The organism is Cupriavidus sp. 01L415, from assembly GCF_056400065.1.
This window is the reverse complement of the sequence record NZ_JBFTSP010000001.1, coordinates 1093662-1115966: the sequence shown is the minus strand read 5'-3', so window position 1 is coordinate 1115966 and position 22305 is coordinate 1093662. Positions and strand designations below refer to the sequence as shown.

Here is a 22305-nt window from a genome sequence, read left to right as displayed (position 1 = left end):
GGCCGGCAACGAGACTGGTGTTACGCATGTTGCGCATCAGTTCCGGGGCGGCGGGCATCGGGGCATCCATCTTGGTTTTGGGGTGGCGCCGGCCAGGTCGCTTTGGCGGGCCGGCGCATCGTGATTCAATCGCCGCTTGGGCCCGCCTCCGTGGCACGGATGGCGGCATCGTCGCGGCGGCGCAGCAAGGTCATGAAGCGGCTGGTGGCGTTCATACGCTCCGTCACCGGGCCGGCGGCCGCCGCGGCGGCGGCCGACTGCTCGCCCAGTGCATTGCTCTGATCGCGCAGTTCCTTCTGCAACCGGAACACGCTTTGCGGACGTTCGGAAGGCGTCAGCCGCAGGCACCATTCGACCAGATCGACCAGGCCGTTTGTGTACGTGGCGCGCAGGCGGGAGATGGACTCGCCCATGCGATCTTCCTTCTCGCGCTGGTTGGCCTCCTGCGGGGGCATGCCGGCCATGCAGGCGTAGAGCGTGGCGCCCAGGCTGTAGATGTCCGTCCACGGGCCCAGATCGGAGTGCTTGCCGTAGAGTTCGGGGGCTGCAAAGCCTGGCGTGTACATCGGCTGGAAGCGGGCGGCCTCCATCGTCAGGATCTGCCGCGCGGCACCGAAGTCCAGCAGGATCGGCGATTCGTCCTCGCGCAGGTAGATATTGCCGGGCTTGATGTCCAGGTGCAGCAGTTTGTGAATATGCACTTCGCGCAGGCCGCTCATCAGGTCGTGGAAGACCTTGCGGATAAAGCGTTCGCGCAATACCTTGGGCTTGCCCTGCTGCCGGGCCTGCAGAATATGCTCCTGCAACGTCTTGCCCAGCTCGTAGTTCATGACCATGTAGACCGTGGAATTCTCGCGGAAGAAATTCACCACGCGAACCACGCTCGGATGAGAAATACGCGCCAGCGAGCGGCCTTCCTCGAAGAAGTATTTGAGGCCCAGCCGGAACGACGCGGCATTTTCATCGGGGACGACCGGAATCAGCTCGCCGGGGTTGCGCCTGGCAAGCGACGACGGCAGGTATTCCTTGATGGCCACGGGGGCGCCGGTTTCATCGGTGGCGAGGTAAACGAAACTGAACCCCCCACTGGCCAACTTCTTTACAATACGGTAGTTGGCCAGCAGCGTGCCGATGGGCAGCGGCGCACTCTTGGTTTGGTTAGCGCCCTTGGACTCTGTCATAGGATTCGGGACCTCATTTGCTCCCGGATTCTCCCGGCTAATCGGTCACTTGTAAAGAAATCATTAGCGGGGACTGTTGCCAAATATCTGCGCTTTCCGACCGCTTATTTTCGATGATTTTTAAATAGCCGCCGGACGGTCGGCGGGCACGCCGGCCTGGCCCGTTTTCACCCCATTTTCAGACCTTTTCGCGAGAATACCGACAATGATCCACAGCATGACAGGCTATGGCCTGGCAACCCGCCAGGCGCCGCTGACCAACGCCCAGGGCGAGCCCAGCGGCCGCACCGCATCGGTTTCGGTGGAATTCCGGACTGTCAATTCGCGTTTTCTCGACCTGTTGTTCCGCGCCCCTGAGGAATGCCGCGCCTTTGAGCCGGCGCTGCGTGAAATGCTGATGGGGGAGTTGTCGCGAGGCAAGCTGGAATGCCGCATCAACTTGCAGCGTACGGACACTGGCGGCGCCACGCTGGCACTGAACCAGGGGCTGCTGGATCAGATCCGCGCGCTGGAATCGACCGTGGCCGCGACGTTCAGCGGCGCGGGGTCGCTGCGCATGGGCGAGATCCTGCGCTGGCCCGGCGTGCTGGTGGAACCTGAGTTGTCGCAGGAATCGCTGCGCGAGGCCGTGACCGGTGCGGCCCGCGAGGCGCTGACCCAACTGCTGGAAGCTCGCCGCCGCGAGGGCGAGGCGCTCAAGGCCACGCTGGTGGACCGCATCGAGGCCATGCTGGCGATCGTGGAGCGCCTGACGCCGACCATCCCGCAACTGATCGCCCATCATCAGGAAAAGCTGACCGAGCGTCTGCAGGAGGCGTTCAACCTGGCCGCGCCGACCGGCATGCCGTCGATGAGCCGCGACGAGATCGCCGAGCGCATCCGCCAGGAAGCCACGGTGTACGGCATCCGGATTGACATCGCCGAAGAGCTGTCGCGTCTGCAGGCCCACCTCAACGAAACGCGGCATATCCTGAAGAAGGGCGGCCAGGTCGGCAAGCGGCTGGACTTCATGATGCAGGAGCTCAATCGCGAGGCGAACACGCTGGGGTCCAAGGCTGCGGCCAAGGAACTGGCCGATGCGTCGATGGAGCTCAAGCTCCTGATCGAGCAGATGCGTGAACAGATTCAAAACCTCGAATAAGATCATGAGCGAAACGACACACACCGCCATCGATACCGCCTATCCCGGCAACCTGTTCATGGTGGTGGCACCGTCCGGGGCCGGCAAGTCCACGCTGGTGAACGCGCTGCTGGCGCAGGACCCGGCCATCCGCCTGTCGATCTCGCACACCACGCGCAAGCCGCGCCCGGGTGAGGAGAACGGCCGCGAGTACCATTTCACGTCGGTCGACGATTTCCGCACGGCGCGGGACCGCGGCGACTTCCTGGAATGGGCCGAGGTGCATGGCAACTACTACGCCACGTCGCGTGTCTGGATCGAGCAGCAGATGGCCCAGGGCAACGACGTGCTGCTGGAGATCGACTGGCAGGGCGCGCAGCAGGTGCACCAGCGCTTTTCCAATGCCGTGGAGATCTTCATCCTGCCGCCGTCGCTGACGGCGCTGGAAGAACGGCTGAAGAAACGTGGCCAGGACGAGCCGAACGTGATCGTGCGTCGCCTGCTGGCCGCGGGCAGCGAAATGTCGCATGCATCGGAGTCCGACTATGTGATCATCAACGAGGTGTTCGCGGACGCGCTGGAGCAATTGCAGAACGTCGTTCGTGCGACCCGTCTGCGCTTTTCGTCGCAGAAGGCCCGGCACACCGAGCTGTTTATCGAACTGGGAATTCACTGATCCCGGAGGGCGGCCGGAACGTTTCCGGCCGCGTGCTGTAAAATGACGGCCTGTCGAACAGGTTTCATCCCAAGGTGGATTTGATATGGCGCGTATTACCGTCGAAGATTGTCTGAAACACATCCCGAACCGCTTCGAGCTCGCGCTCGCGGCGACGTACCGCGCACGCCAGCTCGTGCAGGGCCATACGCCCAAGGTCGAAGCCAAGGACAAGCCCACCGTGGTGGCGCTGCGTGAAATCGCATCGGGCCAGGTTGGCATCGAGATGCTGAAGAAGGTACCGACCTGATTGCCAGGGCGGTCTGTGGTTCATCCTAGCTTCGCGTGCGCACGCATCCAGCCGGATTCCAGGGGCCGTCCCCATGTCTTCCTCGCCGCCCAATTCCGCGATCGTCCCGCCCGGTACCCCGGACGCACGGACGCAGCGCGGGCAGCCGGCGGCGAGCGAACAGCCGGTGCCAGTGCCGGGTACGCCTGGCGCAATCGCCACATCTGTGGCGCCTGGCGCACCGCTGCCCCTGTTGCCATCCGCAACCGCGGCCCTGCCGCCTGCGCCCTCCGGTTCACCCGGACGTCCGTCCGGACGTAAGCGCGGCACACCCGGCCAGCCCCCCATGACCGCCCGTACCGGCGCCCCCAATCTGCCCGATCCGCTCGGCGACAACGTCGTCGGAGAGCGCGCCGTCGTGCCGCCGATCCAGCAGGGCAAGGCACGCGCGGTCCTTGCCAATGAACTGGTGGCGGAACCCGTGGTGGGGACGGTGCCGGCGGCACCAGGCGGCGATCTGTTCATCGATGCCGTGCTGGCGCAGTCGTACCGGCACTTCTTTGGCCCGACGTCGCAGCCGGCCGTGCCGCCGCGACAGCAGGTCATCTCCATTTCGCGTCTGCTGGAGAAGCTGGCGTACCTGAAGCCTGCCGACCAGGCACTGGTACGCGAAGCCTTCCAGTTTTCCGACGAGGCCCACCTGGGCCAGTACCGCCAGAGCGGCGAGCCCTACATCACCCATCCGGTGGCAGTGGCGGAACTCTGCGCGGACTGGAAGCTGGACGTGCAATCCATCATGGCGGCGTTGCTGCACGACGTGATGGAAGACCAGGGCATCACCAAGAGCGAACTGGCCGAGAAGTTCGGTCCGAAGGTCGCCGAACTGGTGGATGGCCTGACAAAGCTGGACAAGCTCGAATTCCAGAGCCGCGAGCAGGCGCAGGCGGAGAGCTTCCGCAAGATGCTGCTGGCGATGGCGCGCGACGTGCGGGTGATCCTGGTCAAGCTGGCCGATCGCACGCACAACATGCGCACGCTCGATTTCGTGCCGCCCGAGAAGCGGCGCCGGATCGCGCTGGAAACCATGGAGATCTACGCGCCGATTGCGCATCGGCTGGGTCTCAACACGATTTATCGCGAGCTGCAGGAGCTGTCGTTCAAGGTCGGCTCGCCGTTCCGTTACGCCACGCTGGAAAAGGCCGTGAAGGCCGCGCGCGGCAACCGGCGCGAGGTGGTCAAGCGCATTCTGGAAGCTGCGCAGAAGGCATTGGCCGATGCCGGCATCGTGGCGGAACTGTCCGGCCGGGAGAAGACGCTGTACAGCATCTATCGAAAGATGCACGACAAACAGTTGTCGTTCTCGCAGGTGCTGGACGTCTACGGCTTCCGCGTGGTCGTGGAAACGCAGATGCACTGCTACATGGCGATGGGCGCGCTGCACGGCCTGTACAAGCCCATGCCGGGCAAGTTCAAGGACTACATCGCCATTCCGAAGATCAACGGCTACCAGTCGCTGCACACGACGCTGGTCGGGCCGTTCGGCACGCCGGTGGAGTTCCAGATCCGCACGCGCGGCATGCACCAGATCGCCGAAGCCGGCGTGGCGGCGCACTGGATGTACAAGCACCAGGCCGATCACGCCAACGATATCCAGCAGCAGGCGCACCAATGGCTGCAGTCCCTGCTCGATATCCAGAGCCAGACCGGTGATTCGCAGGAGTTCCTGGAGCACGTCAAGATCGACCTGTTCCCGGATGCGGTCTATGTGTTTACGCCAAAGGGCCACATTCGCGCGTTGCCACGTGGCGCCACGGCCCTGGACTTTGCCTACGCGGTGCACAGCGACCTGGGCAACCAGTGCGTGGCGGTCAAGATCAACAACGAACTCCTGCCGTTGCGCACGGAGCTCAAGAGCGGCGATATCGTCGAGGTCGTGACGGCGCCGTATTCCAAGCCGAACCCGGCGTGGCTGGCATTCGTGCGCACCGGCAAGGCGCGCGCGGCGATCCGCCACTACCTGAAGACGACCAAGCTCGACGAAGCGATCCAGCTCGGTGAGCGTCTGCTGGAACAGTCGGCCCGTCAGCTTGGCATCGAGCTCAAGGCAGTGCCGCAGGCGGTCTGGGATCGTATGATCCAGTGGACCGGCAACAAGCACAGGGAAGACATCTTCGCGGATCTGGCACTGGGTCGGCGCGTGCCCGCCGTAGTGGCGCGCCGTATGGAGATCCTGCTGCAGGAACTGTCCGGCGATGTCGACAGCGCTCTGCTGGCGGCGGTGCAGACGTTCGCGGGCGAGGAAGCCCCGGCGGTGGCGATCACCGGCGACGAAGGCATGTCGATGATCTTCTCGGCCTGCTGCAGGCCGATTCCCGGCGACTCGATCGTCGGCTACCTCGGCAAGGGCGAAGGGCTGCAGATCCACGTGCAGGACTGCAAGATTGCCAAGCGCCTCCACAGCAAGGATCCGGAGCACTGGATCGAGGTGATGTGGGCCAAGAAGACGGCGCACGCGTTCGATGTGTCGATCAAGGTGATGGTGCGCAATGTGAAGGGCATCGTGGCCCGCGTTGCGGCGGACCTTACCGCTGCCGATGCCAATGTGGCCCACGTGGCCATGGAGCAGCAGCAGGCTGGCCACCAGGAGGCCACCTACATGCAGTTCGTCATCCAGGTCCAGAGTCGCCTGCACCTGGCCAACGTGATGCGCGGACTGCGGCGCAACCCGGACGTGATCCGCATCTTCCGGGACCGCAACGACGGCTGAGCGCCGCCGGCCGCTTCAGTGCGTCGCCGCATCCTTTGGCGGATAGCGGACTTCCAGGATATCAATCTGTTCGACACCGGCTGGCGTGCGCAGCGCAACGGTGTCGCCCTCGCGCGCCTTGATCAGTGCCTTGGCGATCGGCGAGATCCAGCTGACGTGGTGATTGTCGAGGTCGACCTCATCCATGCCGACGATCGTGATCGTAGTCTCTTCACCGGCCTGGGTCGCATATGTGACGGTGGCGCCAAAGAAGATCTGATCGTTGTCGCCCTGCAAGGACGGATCGACGACTTCGGCTTTGTCGAGCCGGCGCGTGAGAAAACGGATGCGGCGATCAATTTCGCGCAGTCGCTTCTTGCCATAGAGGTAGTCGCCGTTCTCGGAGCGGTCGCCGTTGGATGCGGCCCAGGAGACGATCTGCACGACCTCGGGACGATCGACATCGATGAGGTGCATCAGTTCGTCGCGCAGCCGGTTGTAGCCGGTGGCGGTGATGTAGTTCTTCGTACCGGCCGGCAGCGGGGTGGCGCCATCGGGGAGATCGTCGTCGTCGTCGTTGGACGACTCTTTCACAAATGCCTTGTTCATGGTCCGGATCACTTCTTCGGGTTCTCATTATAGAAGTTGCGCCTGCCGGACGCGCCGCGCGAAAAAATGCGGCGTAGGGGGTTCACAAAACTGAAAACTTCTATATAATCTCATTTCTCGGTTGCGGCTGTAGCTCAGTTGGATAGAGTACTTGGCTACGAACCAAGGGGTCGTGGGTTCGAATCCTGCCAGCCGCGCCAACCTGTTTAGTAAGAAAGGGCTTCCGGAAACGGAAGCCCTTTTTTCATTCCCTTCATTCCCCCTCCGGTTTTTCAGTTCCCTTCGCTCCGGTGCTTCGCGCGCACCCGGAACGGTGCGGCGTTGTGCGGTTCAAACTATCATCGACCCATTTCCATCGTGGAGGTGCTCATGCATCAGGACGAGTGGCGGGTAGAAGGTTATCGCGGCATGGATGCATACGTGCTGGTGTCGTCGCATCGCGAATCCGTCGCCGGCAGTGTGCGTGACGAAGAGGTGTGGGGGTACGAAGTGCGCATTGCGCAGGAAGGTTCCGATACCGCGGACGCTGGCGAAACCGAAATCCTGTCGAGCGGCTCGCAAGTTTTCGCCACACGCCGTGCGGCGGAGGTGGCGGCGTTCAGTGCGGCGTATGCGGTGATCGACAAGTTGCTGGGGCCGGTAATCTGAGGCGTCGGCGCAGCTTTTTGCAGCCATTGCGATGCGCGCAATGGCCTATATCATGCCGTGATTTATCTCGATGATCGCCGATTGATGGAGATCATTTTTGTTTGGTGGGGCGACCTCTAGTCTGGTTGCGAAGCGCGCGGATTCTCGCGCGCCAGCAGCAGAGAAAGGAGTGCCGCCATGCCCGAGTACGAAGGATTCAAGATCGTCTATGAAGTCATTGCCTTGCCGAAAGGCAGGTGGGGCATCATGATCGAAATCGTCCGGCGGGAAAGCGGCGAGGTCTTGATCGCGCGGCATAATCCATTTCCGCAGCAGCCGTTCGATACCAAGCTGCAGGCACTGGATCAGGTGAATCGCTATATCGAAGAGACCCTCGAGGACCTGGATGGCCAGGTGAGGCTGCGTCGTATCGCATAGCGCCGACAAGGACGCGACTGACAGGTGCAATGTCGAGAAGCTACCAACAGCATTCAGCGACCTGCAGACATGCCTTGCCCCAAAAAGAAAACGCCCGCGAGGGCGTTTTCACTTTCCCGGTGCAAATAAAGGTTGCCTTATGGTGATGAATCCCCCATACTCCGTTTCCTTCAGACGCGGGGTGGAGCAGTTGGCAGCTCGTCGGGCTCATAACCCGAAGGTCGCAGGTTCAAGTCCTGCCCCCGCAACCAAACATCTTGTCCTGACCGTCCGGTCAAGGCGATTCCCAGTAGAACCAAAATTGCATCGCGTGGCGCTTCGCCCGCGATGTTTTTGCGTGCGCGACGTACGCACGATGATCTTGTCGTGCGGCCGCGCGCGCCTCGTCTTGAGTTGTTGCGTTACGCCTTCGCGAGCGATGCCGCCGCTGCCGCAAACGTATCGCGCACCTGGGGCTGACCTTCACGGTCAGCCGCTTCGGCGCGATCCTTGAGGCGTGTCGCCAGGACGGCGAGATTGCCACCGCCGCCACACTTCGTGGCCGCTTCGCGCATCAGTTGCGCAAGTTCCTGACTCACATCGGCGCCGTCGAACGCGCTGACCGACAAGGCCGAGATGCGTTCGAGGTAGTTGTTGATCAGCGCTTCATCATGTTGCGGTTCGGACATGGCAGCTCCTTGTCGAACGAGTGAGCGGACGATAGCGGCCGAATGGCAGGCGACAGCGGACCAATAGCGAACAAACGCGCGAACAAATGCGCTAACGCTTGAGGCCCGCGCCTTGCGCTAACGCCGCGGTGGCAGCGCGGGCGGCAGGGCGACGCGTCGTCGCGCGGGTTTGAGCACGCGGTTGGGCCACAGAACGTAATTCGTATGCGGGTCCATCGGCTTGCCGAAATAGGACACCCACACCTGTACACCTTGTTCGGTTTCGGACACGATCGCCGCCACGGCACGGGCAGCGACAGAAGGGGATTTGAGCAGGTCAGCCAGCGCTTCCACGCCCTGGACCACATGGTGCTTCACCCCTTTGAACCATACGTATTGACGCATGGCTGCAAGAAAACGCTTGGTCATGAACTCGACTCTTCCTGTTGGCGATGCGAAGTGAGACCACAGCTTACACGGATAGTTGTGACGCTTTTGTAGGGCAGCGTCTGATTTTCTCGCGCGGCTGCCGAGTCATGTGACGTATCCGCACATCACTCCGCTGCGGCCATGTGGTGCGCCAAATTGACAACCTGCAATCGTTGTCTTAGCGTGGTTGCAAATACTGCACAAATCAACATGTCCTTGGCCGATCGGCGTGGAGGCATCGTGGGAAACGTGGCAGAGCTGGAAACGCGTCGGGCGCGTGGCAAGGCATTGCGTCAGCAAGTGCCGCGTCGGGAACATGAGGCGATCGGAAAGATTCATCGCGACCCCATCAAGTTGCTGGAAGCCAACAGTCACGGCCGTGTCGGGCGGCTCATACCGCTGCGCTACGGGCGGATGATTGCCTCCCCGTTTGCGTTCTACCGTGGCAGCGCCATCATCCAGGCGCACGATCTGTCGGGCACGGTGAATTCCGGACTCACGATGCAGATCTGCGGCGACTGCCACCTCGCGAACTTCGGCGGCTTCGCCACGCCGGAACGCGCACTGCTATTCGACCTCAATGACTTCGACGAAACCAGCCCCGGCCCGTGGGAATGGGACCTGAAGCGGCTGGCGGCAAGCTTTGTCGTCGGGGCGCGCCACTTGCGCCATAGCGCGGCCACTGCCGACAATTTTGTGTACGAGCTGGTCAACAGCTACCGGGACCGCATGGCGGCTTATGCCGAGATGGGCATTCTGGAGACCTGGTACGACCGTATCACCTTTGACCGAATGCTGGCGGAGGCGACCAACCCTATCGCCCAGAAGCGCATCCGCCGCGCGATGGAGCAGGCCGCCACGCGTACCCATGAGTCCTTGTTGCCCAAGCTCACCGAACGCGAGGGCGACAAGTGGAGGATCCTCGATGCCCCGCCGTCTGTCTTCCATGTGCGCGGCAAGCAGACGCTGTTCGATGCCAGGGATGACTGGATGCGGACCAGCAAACCCGAAGAGATCGTCGCGAAATGCTTCAAGGAATACCTGTCGACACTCGCGCAGGATCGGCGTCTCCTCTTGTCTCACTTCAAGTCGCAGGACATCGCGTTCAAGGTGGTGGGTGTGGGCAGCGTCGGGACACGGTGTCTGATCCAGCTGCTGATCGACAGTCACGGCAAGCCGCTGTTCCTGCAAATCAAGGAGGCGACGAGGTCCGTCGTGGCACGATATTTCAAGACGCCGCCGGTGGCGCATGAAGGCCGTCGCGTGGTGGAAGGGCAGCGGCTGATGCAGGCGGCCAGTGACCTGTTCCTCGGCTGGACCAAGGGGCCGTTTGGCCGGCACTTCTACCTGCGGCAACTGCGGGACATGAAGTTTTCCGCCGACGTCGAACTGATGGACGCCGAGGTGCTGACGGGCTACGCCCGGCTGTGCGGACGCGTGCTGGCACGGGCCCATGCCAAGGGCAGTGGGCTGGCCGCCGAGGTCAGCGGCTACCTGGGGACCAGCGATCGCATGGCGGAGGCGCTGATTGCCTATTCCAATGCCTATGCCGACCAGGTGGAGCGCGACTATGAGATCTTCGTTGCCGCCTGCCGGTCGGGTCGGCTGGAGGCTCGCACCGATGCTGACCTGGCCGCCGATTTTCGCGTATAGCGTGCCTTGGCTGCATAGCGAGCGAGCTGCCGCGCGACCATCGCCAACCATCACGATTCGTATTTGACGGAACCACTACAGGAGCTTGCCGATGACCGAGGATATCCTGCTGCAACTGATGGTGGAGGTCGAGAAAGCCGACCCGATCGACTATGCCGATCTGCCGTTCGATGACGACGCGCTGCGGGCGCTGGCGTGCAAGCTGATTGCCGAACGCTCCACGGAACTGGAGAGCTCCGGCATGTCGCAGGATGCGCTGCTGGCCACGCTCTGGGCCTCCACGGCCAAGCTTGTGCTGGAGAACATCGTGCTCAATGCGCGCTTGCTGACCCTGCAAGGCCTGCCCGACGACGCCCGCGCACTGATCGACCGGATCGCGCGACAGTCACGCGGCGGTGCCTGAAACATCCCGGCGTACAAAAGCGCTTCACGCATCACACGGTGCGTGGACGTTCCTGTTTGGATAAAATACCGGCTTTCCGTCCTGGCTCGACCTGACGCCGCGTTAGCGCGAGCGCGGCGGCCGGCGGCGTCTGATTTGGAGGATTTCGGGTGATCAAGTGGATAATCGTCGCGGCCTATCTGGGTGCCATCCTGTATGTGCACTTCCGCGGCAAGGTACGTCTACCGTTCATGCGCCAGTTGCTGGATCACTCCGCGCTGGTCGCGCCGATCAACTGCTTCATGTACATGTTCTCGGGCGTGCCGCGCACCCCGTACATTCCGGTCGAGCGTTTTCCCGACCTCGAGAAGCTGCGTACCGCCTGGCCGCTGATCCGTGACGAAGGCATGGCCCTGATCGCGATGCGCAAGATCAAGGCCGCGGACAAGAACGACGACGCCGGCTTCAACTCCTTTTTCAAGTATGGCTGGAAGCGCTTCTACCTGAAGTGGTATGAAGCCCAGCATCCGTCGGCCGAAACGCTGTGCCCGAAGACCGTGGCGCTGCTGCGCGAGCTGCCGACGGTGAAGGCCGCGATGTTTGCCGAGCTGCCGCCGGGCGGCAAGCTGAATCCGCACCGTGATCCGTTTGCGGGTTCGCTGCGCTACCACCTGGGCCTGTCCACCCCGAACGACGACCGCTGCTTTATCGAGGTCGATGGCGAGCGCCATAGCTGGCGCGACGGGCAGGGTGTGGTGTTCGACGAGACCTATCTGCACTGGGCCGAGAACCGGAGCGAGTCGGATCGCCTGATCCTGTTCTGCGATATCGAGCGCCCGATGCGCTACCGCTGGGCTGCTGCGTTCAATCACTGGATGGGCCGCAAGGTGATGACGGCTGCTAGCTCGCCGAACGAGGAATCGGACCAGACCGGCGCGATCAACAAGCTGTTCCGCTTCGTGTGGCTGGGCGGCCAGTATCGTCGGCGTTTCAAGGCGTGGAACAAGAGCGTGTATTACGTGACCAAGTTTGGGCTGATCATCGGCGGCGTTGCGTTGATCGTGTTCCTCTGATCGACTCCTCACGACCCTGCGCGACCCTGCGCGGGTCCGCACAAAAAAAAATGCCGCCTCAATCACGAGGCGGCTTTTTCATTTGCGCCGCGCGATCGGCGCGGCACCCGGCACGACGCGACCGCGACCTAGCGCTCGAATCCCGCCTGCCGCCGCTCGTTGCCGATGGCTTCGTAGTGCGCGCGCTTGGCCTCGTACATGCGGCCGTCGGCAATCTTGACGGTGTCGGTCAGCCGATCGCCCTGCGTGCAGGTGGCGCTGCCGATCGAGAACGACAGCCGTGTGCCTGGATAGAACTGGTTGTTCAGCTCCACCACCTGCTCGATCTGCCCGACCACCGTGGCCGCCCCGCGTTCGTCGCTGCCCGGCAGCAGCACCATGAATTCGTCGCCGCCGATGCGGGCCACGCAGGCTTGCTCGCCCACGGCCTTTTTCAGGACCTCGCCCGTGCGGCGCAGCAGTGCGTCGCCATCGCCGTGACCGAACTGGTCGTTGACGATCTTCAGGCCGTTCAGGTCCACCGCGATCACGCTGACCGGCCACGGCCCCTTGCGGCCCAGGCGCGCGAGTTCGTCTTCGTAGTAGGCGCGGTTGTAGAGTTTGGTCAGCACGTCATGCTTGCCGAGGAACTCCACATACGCCTCGGCCTTCTTGCGCGCCGTGATGTCCGTCAGCGAAACCAGCACTTGGTCCCAGTCGGCCTCGCAGCCGGGAAAGACGGACCATTGCATGAACACGTCGACGGCCCGGCCATCCAGCGCGTAGTTGATGACCTCGCGTTGCTGCCAGAGCTTCTCGTGCCAGAGGTCGATCAGTTGCTCGGCAAAGTGGATGCGCATGTCGTCGCGGAACACGTCGCCCAGGCGTGACAGCAGGATCTCCTTGCTCGGCGCGCCGAACATGGACAGCGTCTGCTGATTGACGTCGAGCACACGGATCTCCTGCATGCAGCGCGAGACGAAATCCGGATGCACATTCAGGAATGTGCGGAAGTCGGTGATGCCGGCGGCGCGCACCTCGTCCAGCAGCATCTTGACCACGCTGAAATCCTCGACCCATAGCGACACCGGCGAATGCTCGAACAGCCCCTGGGCGTATTGCTGGCTGCGGCGCAGGTCGCGCTCGGTGCGCATGCGGGTGGTGATGTCCTCGATCGACAGCAGCACGCGCGACCAGTCGTCTTCATGGCCGGGCATCACGCTGGCTTCCAGGCGGATGTCGAGCCGTTCGCCGTCGAGCGTGTAGTTGACCGTCTGGCTGGAGAAATGCCTGCCGCCATCCCAGAGCTGGCCGAGCTCTTCCACGTGCTGATCGAACATGTCGTCGCGGAACACGGTGTCGAGGTTCGCCACCAGGTCAGCCAGGTCTGCGGCGCGGAACAGGTCCAGCGTGCGGCGGTTCACGTCGAGCACGCGGATCAGGGACGAGCAGCGCGCGACCTCGCCGGGGTTGTCGCGCAGGTAGCGGCGCAGGTCGGTGACACCGTCGGCGCGTAGTTGGTCGAAGGCTTGCCTGACCGCGCTGAAGTCCTCGAGCCAAAGCGACACGGGCGCGAGCTGAAACAGGGTCTGATAGTCGTCGTCAAGCCGCGACGCGGCGGGTGCACTGCCCAAGTCTGTTCTCCCTCTTGTTCTGTTGTTCCGTTGTGGCGTTCTGGCGGTCGGCGTCCGCGCATTAGGATAGGCGAGGCCGCCACAAATGGGGAGAAATCTTGGAGGAACGGTGCCGGGATTGGCGGGGGGTGTTGTCGTCGCTGACTTGTGGCGTCAGGCCATGGGACCAGGCCCGGCGGCAGAGTCAGGAGGCAGAGTCAGGAGGCAGAATCAGGGGGCAGAATCAGGGGGCAGAATCAGGGGGCCAGGCGCCCGATCACCGTGGCCAGTGTTTCGAGCGCCCGTTCGAGCGCTGGCGATCGCGGCGTTCCGCAATTGATGCGCAGGTAGTGGTCGAAGCGATTGGAGTTCGAGAACATCGCGCCCGGCATGACGCGGATGCCTTGCGTCAGCGCCTGTTCGAACACGATCTCCGACGAGATGCCTGCGGGCAGCTCCACCCACAGGTGCATCCCGCCGCGCGGCAGCGTCAGGCGCGTCCCGGTTGGAAACCGGCTCGCGACGACTTGCGCGACCCATTCGCGCTGCGCCCGTAGCTGGCCGCGCAGGCGCCGCAGGTGGCGTTCGAATGCGCCGGTCGCCATGAAATCGGCCACGGCGATCTGCGGCAGCATCTCGTTGGGGCGCGACAGGCCAAACTTGAGCATCTCCACACGGGCCTGCCACTTGCCGGCCGCGATCCAGCCAAGCCGCATGCCCGGTGCCAGTACCTTGTGAAGCGATGCGCAGTGAATCACGTTGCCTGTGGTGTCCCACGCCTTGGCAGCTGCCAGCGGCACGTCGTCATCGTGCGTCGCGGAAAAGCAATCGTCTTCGATGAGCGCGACGCGGCGGGCCTCGCACCAGGCCACCAGCCGTTGCTTGTGGGCATCCGGCATGACGCTGCCGAGCGGGTTCTGCAGGTTGGGCACCACCGCCACGGCCTTAATGTTGTCGTAGGTCCGGGCGGCCAGCTCCAGGGCTTCGAGCGAGATGCCGGTCTGCGGACTGCACGGGATCTCGAGCGCTCGCATGCCAAGGCTCTCCAGGATCTGCAGCAGCCCGTAGTAGGTAGGCGATTCCACTGCGATGACATCGCCGGGTCCGGCCACGGCGCGCAGGGCAAGGTTGAGCGCCTCCGTGCAACCGTGCGTGACCACGATCTCCTCCGGCGAGAGAGGAATGCGCGACCGCAGCGCGTGCCGGGCCAGCGCGGCGCGAAATCCGGGATCCCCGTCCGATTCCACGGCGCTGCCATAGAGATCCGGATGACGCCGCAGGGCGCGCGTCGCGGCGGTACGTAGTGCCGCGGTCGGGTAGAGCGAGGCTGCCGCGCAGGCGCCGCCGAGATTCACCTGCACGTCCTGATGCTGGCCGCGCGCCAGAATCGCCGAGATGCGCTGGTGGATGCCGACGTACTGGGCGGGATCCGGCAGGCCTGGCGCAGGCTCCTCGATCGGCGTGATCAACTGTCGTGACAGGCGTGATGGCGCGCGCACAAAATAACCGGAGCGAGGCCGCGCCTCGAGCACGCCGGCGGATTCCAGTTCGCGACACGCTTGCAGCGCCGTGGACAGGCTCACGCCGTGCAGCCCCATCAGCGCGCGCACCGACGGCATGCGGTCGCCGGGCGCGAGGGTCCCGGCCGCAATGGCTTGCCGGTAGTGGCCGGCGATTTGCTGGTAAAGCGGGGCGGAGGCGGTCATGACGGCATCATCGCGTACGCGCGGCGGACGCAACAGATACAGATAAGGGGTCCCTGTATCGTAACAGAGCAAATATTTCAGATCTGTTCTGGGGTCACCTGCCGGCCCTTGTGCCTACTGGGCTGGCGGGTCGGCCGATACGCTGAAGTCCTGATTTTGCGGACAACGGAGTACGACCATGACCCATCCTGAAGATGCGATTCCCGGCGCCATGCGGTTGGCGGCCGAGCAGTGCCTGAGCCTGCACTTGCGGGCCGGCGCCGTCATCCATGTGACCACCGGCAATGTGGAACTGGCCGGTGCGCCCGGCTGGCTGGCGGAACACGTCTACCGTCCCAATTGCCGACTGCGTGCCGGCGGCGTATTCGTCGCGGCCACGGATGGCTGGGTCACGCTGGCATCGGCGGGCACGTCCGCACTGCGCGTGACGCCGGCGGAGGCGCCCCCGGGCTGGTGGCGGCTGATAAAATCCCGCTTCGGCCGTTCTGGCCTCCTGCTGGGAAACGCCCGGCCACCAGACACCAAGGCCGCAGAAACACCAGTTCCCCATGCTACGTCTAAGTGAAGTCAAACTCCCGCTCGACCATGCCGAGAGCGACCTGGAGGCGGCCGTGCGCAGCCACCTCGCCCAGATTGGCGTCAAAGGCGACGGGCTTGTCGGTTTTACCGTCTTTCGCCGTGCCCATGACGCCCGCAAGCGCGACGATATCAAGCTGACCTACATCATCGATATCGACGTGAAAGACGAGGCCGCCGCGCTCAAGCGGATGGCCGGCAAGCCCCACTGGAGTGTGACGCCGGACATGGCGTATCGCTTCGTGGCGCAGGCGCCCGAGGGCGGCCCGAAGACGCGCCCGGTGGTGATCGGCCTGGGGCCCTGCGGCCTGCTGGCCGGGCTGCTGCTGGCGCAGATGGGCTTCCGGCCGATCATCCTGGAGCGCGGGAAGGAAGTCCGCGAACGCACCAAGGACACCTTCGGCCTGTGGCGCAAGAGCGTGCTGAATCCCGAATCGAACGTGCAGTTTGGCGAGGGCGGCGCCGGCACGTTCTCGGACGGCAAGCTCTACAGCCAGATCAAGGACCCGAAGCACTACGGCCGCAAGGTGCTGAACGAGTTCGTGCGCGCTGGCGCACCGGAGGACATCCTGTTCAAGGCGCGTCCCCATATCGGCACATTCCGTCTGGTCAGCATGGTGGAGAAAATGCGCGCTGAGATGCTGTCCCTGGGTGCCGAGATCCGCTTCGAAACGCGCGTCGACGATATCGACATCGACAACGGCCAGGTGCGCGGGCTGAAGCTGTCCACGGGGGACTACCTCCCGTGCGATCACGTCATTCTGGCCGTGGGCCACAGTGCGCGCGACACCTTCCACATGCTGCATGACCGCGGCGTGTTCATGGAGGCCAAGCCGTTCTCGCTGGGTTTCCGCATCGAGCATCCGCAGGGCCTGATCAACCGTAGCCGTTTTGGCAAGTTCGCCGGCAACAAGCTGCTGGGCGCGGCGGACTACAAGGTCGTGCATCACGCTAGCAATGGCCGTGCGGTCTACAGCTTCTGCATGTGCCCGGGTGGCACGGTGGTGGCCGCGGCGTCCGAGCCGGGCCGGCTGGTGACCAACGGCATGAGCCAGTACTACCGCGCCGAGCGCAACGCCAACGCGGGCATCGTGGTGGGTATCACGCCGGACGAAGATTTCCCGGGCGGTCCGCTGGCCGGCATCGCGTTCCAGCGCAAGTGGGAAGAGCGCGCATTCGAGCTGGGCGGCAGCGACTATCGCGCGCCGGGGCAACTAGTTGGCGATTTCATCGCGGGCCGGCCGTCCACGACGCTTGGTTCGGTGGAGCCGTCGTACAAGCCCGGCGTGACGCCGACCGACCTGAGCACGTCGTTGCCCGACTATGTGATTGCGGCAATTCGCGAGGCATTGCCGGAACTCGACAAGAAGATCGCCGGGTTTGCGATGCACGACGCGGTGCTGACCGGCGTGGAGACGCGTACGTCGTCCCCGCTGCGGATTCGCCGCAATAACGACGACTACCAGAGCATCAATGTGAAGGGCCTGTATCCGGCGGGCGAAGGTGCGGGCTATGCCGGCGGCATCTATTCGGCTGCGATCGACGGCATCGAAGTGGCCGAGGCTGTCGCACAGGACATCGCCAACGGCCAGTGACGCGGGCGGGCCTGCAGGCGGCTATGCCTTGCCGGCCCGCGCCCCGAGGTAATCCGCCGCCGCGATGCCTGCCGCACGTCCGCTGGCGAAACATGCCGTCAGCAGGTAGCCGCCGGTCGGCGCCTCCCAATCCAGCATTTCTCCCGCACAGAACACCCCCGGCAGCGCCGACAGCATCAGCCTGTCGTCCATCGCCTCGAAGGTCACGCCGCCGGCGGTGCTGATGACTTCGTCGATGGGCCGCGCGCGCACCAGGCGCAGCGGCAGCGACTTGATGCCGGCCGCCAGCGCCGCGTTGTCGTGCATCGCTTCCTTCGACAGCCCTTCACGCAGCAATCCTGCCTTGACGCCGGTGATGCCGAGCTTGCTCTGCAAGTGGCTCGATACCGAACGCGATCCGCGCGGCCGGCCAATCTCCTCGGCGACACGCGCGGCGGACAGCCCCGGTGCCAGGTCGAGCCGGATCTCCGCGACGCCATCGCGGTCGATCAGGTCGCGGATCGGTGCGGACAGCGCATAGACGAGACTCCCCTCGATTCCCGTCGCGCTGATCACGAACTCGCCTTGCCGATAGAGCGGCGTGCCGTCGGGCGCGGTCACGGCGATAGCCACCGACTTGACCGGATCGCCCGCATGGCGTGCGCCAAAGAGCGCGGACCAGTCCACGTCGAACCCGCAGTTGGTGGGTTTGAGCGGGGCGATGTCCACGCCGCGCGCAGCCAGCAGCGGTACCCATGCGGCATCCGAGCCGAGCCGGGCCCAGCTGCCGCCGCCGAGCGCGAGCACCACGGTGCGGGCCTCGACGCTTGCTTCGCCCTCTGGCGTGGAAAAATGCAGCGCGTGCGCACCGGATGCCGTTGCATCGCCCCAGCCAATCCAGCGATGCCGCGTGTGCACGCGCACGCCCGATTCGCGCAGGCGGTGGAGCCACGTGCGCAGCAGCGGCGCCGCTTTCATCTCCGTCGGGAACACGCGGCCCGAGCTGCCGACGAAGGTGTCGATGCCCAGCGCATGGACCCAGTTGCGCAGCGCCTGGGCATCGAATGCATCCAGCAGCGGCGCCACGCGGTCCGCGCGGCTACCGTAACGCGCGACAAACGCGGGGGAGGGTTCCGAGTGCGTGATGTTCATCCCGCCCTTGCCGGCCATCAGGAATTTGCGGCCGACGGACGGCATGGCATCGTAGACGTCCACCGGCACGCCACGGGCCGCAAGCATTTCGGCCGCCATCAGCCCGGCGGGGCCGCCGCCTACGACGACGGCGCCGATGGCAGGGTCCTGAGCGGGAGAGGGGGCGGGCGAAGCGGACATGGATGGCAGGTTGGGGCAGGTGGGTGGGGGGGGCGGCGCGTTCTCGCGCTCTCATCAGGCAGGCGGCGACAACGCGTGGCAATCCAGCCGCGAATTATAGGGGAGTGGCACGAGGCGGATCTGCCTCACGGGTGACGGAATCGCGCCCCTTGCGGGCAGTAGAATGATGCTTTGCCCGCCGTAGCCATCGCCATGCCCGCCTTTCCGACCACCGATCCCGTCGACCCAGTCGATCCAGTTGTCGACGCCGTCCGCCACTGGTTGTCGCGCGCCGTCATCGGCCTGAACCTGTGCCCGTTCGCCAAGAGCGTCTACGTGAAGGATCAGGTTCGATATGTGGTCAGCAAAGCCACCAGGGACGAGGACGTGCTCGATGATCTGGAGCACGAGTTGCGCCTGCTGGAGGAGGCCGATCCTGCCGTCATCGATACGACGTTGCTGATCGTGCCGCATGCGCTGCAGGATTTCATGGCTTACAACGACCTCCTGTATTTCGCGGATCGCCTGCTGCGCAGCCTGCGCCTGCAGGGAACGCTGCAGATCGCGAGCTTCCATCCGGACTACCAGTTCGAAGGCACCGGGCCGGACGACATCGAGAACTACACCAACCGCGCACCGTTTCCGATCCTGCACTTGCTGCGCGAAGACAGCATCGCGCGCGCTGCCGAGGCCTTTCCGGATGCAGCGGATATCTACGAGCGCAACCAGGCCAACATGCGGCGGCTGGGCCATGACGGCTGGCGCGAGTGGATGGCGGGGAAGTCGGACGACAAATCCTGAACGCCACCGGGGACGGCCGCGCCGGAAGGCGGAACATCCTTGCGGCGTGGTGTGATGGAGGGGGAGGTCGGGGCGCGGAAAGTCAGGGTGTCGTGAAGAATCGCTCCTGCATTTCTTCCAACCCCAGCGTTTCCAGTACGTTCTGCAGGCGCTCGGTGGGGCGGCGGCGCGGCAGGTCCTTGTACTGGGCGATGATCAGTTCGTTCTTCATCGAATGTTCCCAGCCCACCAGTTCGGTCACGCTGACCTGATAGCCGTGCGCCTCGAGTTGCAGGCAGCGCAGCACATTGGTCACCTGGCTGCCGAACTCGCGCGTGTGGAGCGGGTGGCGCCAGATCTCCGTCAGCGGGTTGCCCGCCAGCAGCTTGCCCTTGTTCCTGCGCAGCACGCTGGCCACCTCGGCCTGGCAGCACGGCACCAGCACGATGTGGCGCGCCTGCTTGGCCAGCGCAAAGCGGATGGCATCGTCGGTCGCCGTATTGCAGGCGTGCAGCGCAGTGACCACATCCACCGTTGCCGGCAGCGCCGCGGAGGTGATCGAGTCCGCCACGGACAGGTTCAGGAACGACATCCCTTCGAAACCCAGATGCTTCGCCAGCGTCGTCGAGCTGGTGACCAGTTCCTCGCGCGTCTCGATGCCGTAGATGTGCGAATCGTCCTTCAGGTCCTTGAAAAACAGGTCATAGAGGATAAAGCCCAGATATGACTTGCCCGCGCCATGATCCACCAGCGACAGGGTGCCCCGCGCATCTTTCACCTCGCGTAGCAGCGGCTCGATGAACTGGAACAGGTGGTAGACCTGCTTGAGCTTGCGGCGGCTGTCCTGGTTCATCTTGCCGTCGCGCGTCAGGATGTGGAGCGCCTTGAGCAGCTCGATGGACTGACCGGGACGGATTTCGTGCGTGTTGGACATGGGGGAGAAGCCTGCGGCGGGGAAAGCGAAGGCCGACAGTTTACCGAATTCCCGCGCGCCGTCCGTGCCGCGCTCGGTCAGTCAGAGTCGTCACATTTTCCGCAACCCTCCTTTTGTGGGCTCAAGTTCACCTCGTCCGCGCCGATGATGAAAGATCGAAGACAAGCAGAGTTGGCGGCAAAGTCGACGGGTTCTTGCGGAAGAGCCTCGGGCGCAGGCCCAGATCGACAGCCGGCACGTGCAGGAACAGAAGCGGGGACACATGACAGCCGACGCGGGATTACGCCTGGAGCTCAGCCAGCCGGGAGATCAGGTACGGGCGTGCTTTTCGCCGGAGACGGGGCGTCTGCCGCCGGACCGTGCCGCGCTTGAGGCGCGCCTGGAGGAGCACGGGTGGCGGGGGGCGCGGCTCGATCAGGCGGCCGTCATCGCCTTTCTCACCCAATGCCAGCTGACCGACCGGGATGTGGATGCCGTGATCGGCAGCATCCTGGACGGCGCTTTCGAGCTGGAAATCACCGCCGACAAGCTGTCGTTGCTGTTGACGCTGATGCCGCCGGAAGGCGGGCGGCCGATCGCGGTGGAAGATATCGCCGCCGCCGCCGCATCGATGAACGTCGTGGCGTTGCTCGACATGGCGGCCATCGGCGTGGCGCTGGAAGCGGGTAGCTGTGAAGGCCGCGAGATTGCGCGCGGCATGGCAGCCGTGCCGGGCGAAGCTGCGCGGTTCGACAGCCTGGTGCAGCCGCGCAAGCCCGTGCAGGTGGAGAACGAGGACGACCGCGTGGACCTGCGCGATCTCGGGAGCCTGCTGCTGGTCAATCCGGGTACTGCCCTCATGCGCCGCACGCCGGCAAAGCAGGGCAAGGACGGCATGGACGTGCTGGGCAAGGCGATTCCGGCGGAGGTGATGGTAGACACGCCGTATGCCGCCGACCTGACCGGGGTGGCCGTCGATCCCAACAACCCGAACCTGCTGCTGGCCGTGATCGCCGGATCGCCTCGCGTGATGCCCAATGGCGTGATCGTGAGCCCGGTGGTGGATGTGGAAGCCGTCGACCTCCATTCCGGCAACGTCAATTTCGACGGTTCGCTGCGGGTTTCCGGCGACATTCGCACCGGCATGACCGTGCGCGTGACCGGGGACGTGGTCGTCAGCGGCACCATCGAGGCGGCGCGCGTGGAAGCCGGTGGCGACGTCATCGTCAAGGGCGGCATCATCGGCAAGGCCGAGACCGCGCATGGTGGCGATCCCAATGACATCGCGAGCGTACGCACCAAGGGTGCCGTACACGCGCGCTACATCCAGAATGCCGTGGTGGAGGCGGCCACCGAGGTGATCGTCGAATCCGGCATCCGCCAGAGCGATGTCTCCGCCGGTGAGCGCGTGGTCGTCGGCACCCCCACGGGGCAGGGCAGCATCAGCGGGGGACGTACACGCGCGCTGCTGGCGGTCAATACGGCGATCCTGGGCGCGCCGGCCGGCAGTGCCACGACCGTGCAGGTCGGGCTGAATCCGTTTGCCGACGAGCAGAAGGCCGAGGTGGAGGGGCGTCGCCGCAAGGTGCTGGAGGAACAGGCCAAGCTGCAGCAGCTGGTGGCGTTCTTCGCCAAGAATCCCGAGCGTGCGGTGGGCGATATCCGCGAGAAGGCGCGCGCCACCATGTACAAGATCAACCGCGACCTGTTCGAGCTCGATGCCGAGATCGCCAGGCTGGCGGAGCAGATCAAGCCGTCCAACGAGGCCGTGATTGCCGTCAGCCGTCGCATCCACGGCGGCGTGACGCTTCAGGTGGGTCACAAGGTCCTGAAGGTCATGGAGGACAAGTCCGGCGGCCAGGTGCGCGTGGTGGAAGACCGGATCACGGTCACCTGAGTCCCGCTGAGTCCCGCATTTGGCGAGGCCATTGGGCGTGGCGGGGTGACACGAAATGTGACCCGCGCGATGGGCCGTGTGACACGTTACGTCATGCGTCGTGCCCC

The 22305-nt window shown here is 64.4% G+C and carries 21 protein-coding genes and 2 tRNA genes; 15 read left to right on the top strand and 8 right to left on the bottom strand.

The features are described from left to right. Positions 1 to 125: 125 nt before the first annotated feature. Positions 126 to 1181, bottom strand: coding sequence for a serine/threonine protein kinase (locus AC1DOX_RS05170; protein ID WP_092138971.1), 1056 nt, complete (start codon positions 1179 to 1181; stop codon positions 126 to 128). A gap of 205 nt (positions 1182 to 1386) precedes the next feature. Between AC1DOX_RS05170 and AC1DOX_RS05165 the strand changes: the two genes are divergently transcribed. The 4 genes from AC1DOX_RS05165 to AC1DOX_RS05150 all read left to right on the top strand — a co-directional run bounded on the left by AC1DOX_RS05165 (position 1387) and on the right by AC1DOX_RS05150 (position 6012). Further along, positions 1387 to 2322 (top strand): YicC/YloC family endoribonuclease, encoded by a 936-nt coding sequence (locus AC1DOX_RS05165; RefSeq protein ID WP_092138969.1) that lies wholly within the window; start codon positions 1387 to 1389, stop codon positions 2320 to 2322. A 4-nt stretch (positions 2323 to 2326) separates the two neighbouring features. Beyond that, positions 2327 to 2977, top strand: coding sequence for a guanylate kinase (gene gmk, locus AC1DOX_RS05160; protein ID WP_441615569.1), 651 nt, complete (start codon positions 2327 to 2329; stop codon positions 2975 to 2977). Positions 2978 to 3062: 85 nt separating this feature from the next. Next, positions 3063 to 3266 (top strand): DNA-directed RNA polymerase subunit omega, encoded by a 204-nt coding sequence (rpoZ, locus tag AC1DOX_RS05155; RefSeq protein ID WP_006578656.1) that lies wholly within the window; start codon positions 3063 to 3065, stop codon positions 3264 to 3266. A gap of 325 nt (positions 3267 to 3591) precedes the next feature. Then, the gene (locus AC1DOX_RS05150; protein ID WP_441615567.1) at positions 3592 to 6012 is read left to right on the top strand and encodes a RelA/SpoT family protein; all 2421 of its coding nucleotides are present in this window, start codon (positions 3592 to 3594) and stop codon (positions 6010 to 6012) included. A 15-nt stretch (positions 6013 to 6027) separates the two neighbouring features. Here AC1DOX_RS05150 and greB read toward each other — a convergent pair whose 3' ends face one another. Further along, positions 6028 to 6600, bottom strand: coding sequence for a transcription elongation factor GreB (greB, locus tag AC1DOX_RS05145; protein WP_441615565.1), 573 nt, complete (start codon positions 6598 to 6600; stop codon positions 6028 to 6030). 123 nt (positions 6601 to 6723) lie between these two features. On the opposite strand from greB, the gene AC1DOX_RS05140 reads away from it, so the two are divergent. From AC1DOX_RS05140 to AC1DOX_RS05125, 4 genes are all read left to right on the top strand, one after another. After that, positions 6724 to 6800, top strand: a tRNA-Arg gene (locus AC1DOX_RS05140). 169 nt (positions 6801 to 6969) lie between these two features. Continuing rightward, positions 6970 to 7248, top strand: a complete 279-nt coding sequence (locus tag AC1DOX_RS05135) for a hypothetical protein (protein WP_441615563.1) — start codon at positions 6970 to 6972, stop codon at positions 7246 to 7248. Between the two features lie 177 nt (positions 7249 to 7425). After that, positions 7426 to 7665 (top strand): hypothetical protein, encoded by a 240-nt coding sequence (locus AC1DOX_RS05130; protein WP_441615561.1) that lies wholly within the window; start codon positions 7426 to 7428, stop codon positions 7663 to 7665. A 175-nt stretch (positions 7666 to 7840) separates the two neighbouring features. Beyond that, positions 7841 to 7916: transfer RNA gene (locus tag AC1DOX_RS05125), tRNA-Met, on the top strand. A 150-nt stretch (positions 7917 to 8066) separates the two neighbouring features. On the opposite strand, the gene AC1DOX_RS05120 is transcribed toward AC1DOX_RS05125, so the two are convergent. Next, on the bottom strand, positions 8067 to 8333 hold the full coding sequence (locus tag AC1DOX_RS05120) for a hypothetical protein (RefSeq protein WP_092138957.1): 267 nt from the start codon (positions 8331 to 8333) through the stop codon (positions 8067 to 8069). 117 nt (positions 8334 to 8450) lie between these two features. Next, positions 8451 to 8741 (bottom strand): hypothetical protein, encoded by a 291-nt coding sequence (locus AC1DOX_RS05115; protein ID WP_092138955.1) that lies wholly within the window; start codon positions 8739 to 8741, stop codon positions 8451 to 8453. Positions 8742 to 8951: 210 nt separating this feature from the next. Between AC1DOX_RS05115 and AC1DOX_RS05110 the strand changes: the two genes are divergently transcribed. From AC1DOX_RS05110 to lpxO, 3 genes are all read left to right on the top strand, one after another. After that, complete coding sequence (locus tag AC1DOX_RS05110; protein WP_477112315.1) at positions 8952 to 10394, top strand: DUF2252 domain-containing protein; 1443 nt, start codon at positions 8952 to 8954, stop codon at positions 10392 to 10394. 91 nt (positions 10395 to 10485) lie between these two features. After that, a complete protein-coding gene (locus AC1DOX_RS05105; protein ID WP_441615556.1) occupies positions 10486 to 10797 on the top strand; it encodes a hypothetical protein in 312 nt (103 codons plus the stop codon). Positions 10798 to 10946: 149 nt separating this feature from the next. Beyond that, positions 10947 to 11849, top strand: a complete 903-nt coding sequence (gene lpxO, locus AC1DOX_RS05100) for a lipid A hydroxylase LpxO (protein ID WP_092138950.1) — start codon at positions 10947 to 10949, stop codon at positions 11847 to 11849. A gap of 128 nt (positions 11850 to 11977) precedes the next feature. Here lpxO and AC1DOX_RS05095 read toward each other — a convergent pair whose 3' ends face one another. Continuing rightward, on the bottom strand, positions 11978 to 13462 hold the full coding sequence (locus AC1DOX_RS05095; RefSeq protein WP_441615554.1) for a sensor domain-containing diguanylate cyclase: 1485 nt from the start codon (positions 13460 to 13462) through the stop codon (positions 11978 to 11980). A gap of 236 nt (positions 13463 to 13698) precedes the next feature. Further along, positions 13699 to 15147 carry an aminotransferase-like domain-containing protein gene (locus AC1DOX_RS05090; protein WP_441615552.1) on the bottom strand — a complete coding sequence of 483 codons (1449 nt, stop codon included), beginning with the start codon at positions 15145 to 15147 and terminating at the stop codon, positions 13699 to 13701. Positions 15148 to 15325: 178 nt separating this feature from the next. On the opposite strand from AC1DOX_RS05090, the gene AC1DOX_RS05085 reads away from it, so the two are divergent. Next, a complete protein-coding gene (locus AC1DOX_RS05085) occupies positions 15326 to 15712 on the top strand; it encodes a hypothetical protein (RefSeq protein ID WP_441615550.1) in 387 nt (128 codons plus the stop codon). After that, positions 15696 to 17318 (top strand): NAD(P)/FAD-dependent oxidoreductase, encoded by a 1623-nt coding sequence (locus tag AC1DOX_RS05080; RefSeq protein WP_441615548.1) that lies wholly within the window; start codon positions 15696 to 15698, stop codon positions 17316 to 17318. The genes AC1DOX_RS05085 and AC1DOX_RS05080 overlap by 17 nt, the downstream gene beginning before the upstream one ends. Positions 17319 to 17339: 21 nt before the next feature. On the opposite strand, the gene AC1DOX_RS05075 is transcribed toward AC1DOX_RS05080, so the two are convergent. Beyond that, a complete protein-coding gene (locus AC1DOX_RS05075; RefSeq protein WP_441615546.1) occupies positions 17340 to 18629 on the bottom strand; it encodes a TIGR03862 family flavoprotein in 1290 nt (429 codons plus the stop codon). Positions 18630 to 18821: 192 nt separating this feature from the next. Here AC1DOX_RS05075 and AC1DOX_RS05070 point away from each other — a divergent pair, with 192 nt between their 5' ends. Beyond that, on the top strand, positions 18822 to 19409 hold the full coding sequence (locus AC1DOX_RS05070; protein WP_441615544.1) for a DUF1415 domain-containing protein: 588 nt from the start codon (positions 18822 to 18824) through the stop codon (positions 19407 to 19409). A gap of 82 nt (positions 19410 to 19491) precedes the next feature. Here AC1DOX_RS05070 and AC1DOX_RS05065 read toward each other — a convergent pair whose 3' ends face one another. After that, the gene (locus AC1DOX_RS05065; protein WP_441615542.1) at positions 19492 to 20322 is read right to left on the bottom strand and encodes a class I SAM-dependent methyltransferase; all 831 of its coding nucleotides are present in this window, start codon (positions 20320 to 20322) and stop codon (positions 19492 to 19494) included. Between the two features lie 262 nt (positions 20323 to 20584). Between AC1DOX_RS05065 and AC1DOX_RS05060 the strand changes: the two genes are divergently transcribed. Next, positions 20585 to 22198 carry a DUF342 domain-containing protein gene (locus AC1DOX_RS05060; protein WP_441615540.1) on the top strand — a complete coding sequence of 538 codons (1614 nt, stop codon included), beginning with the start codon at positions 20585 to 20587 and terminating at the stop codon, positions 22196 to 22198. Positions 22199 to 22305 lie beyond the last annotated feature (107 nt).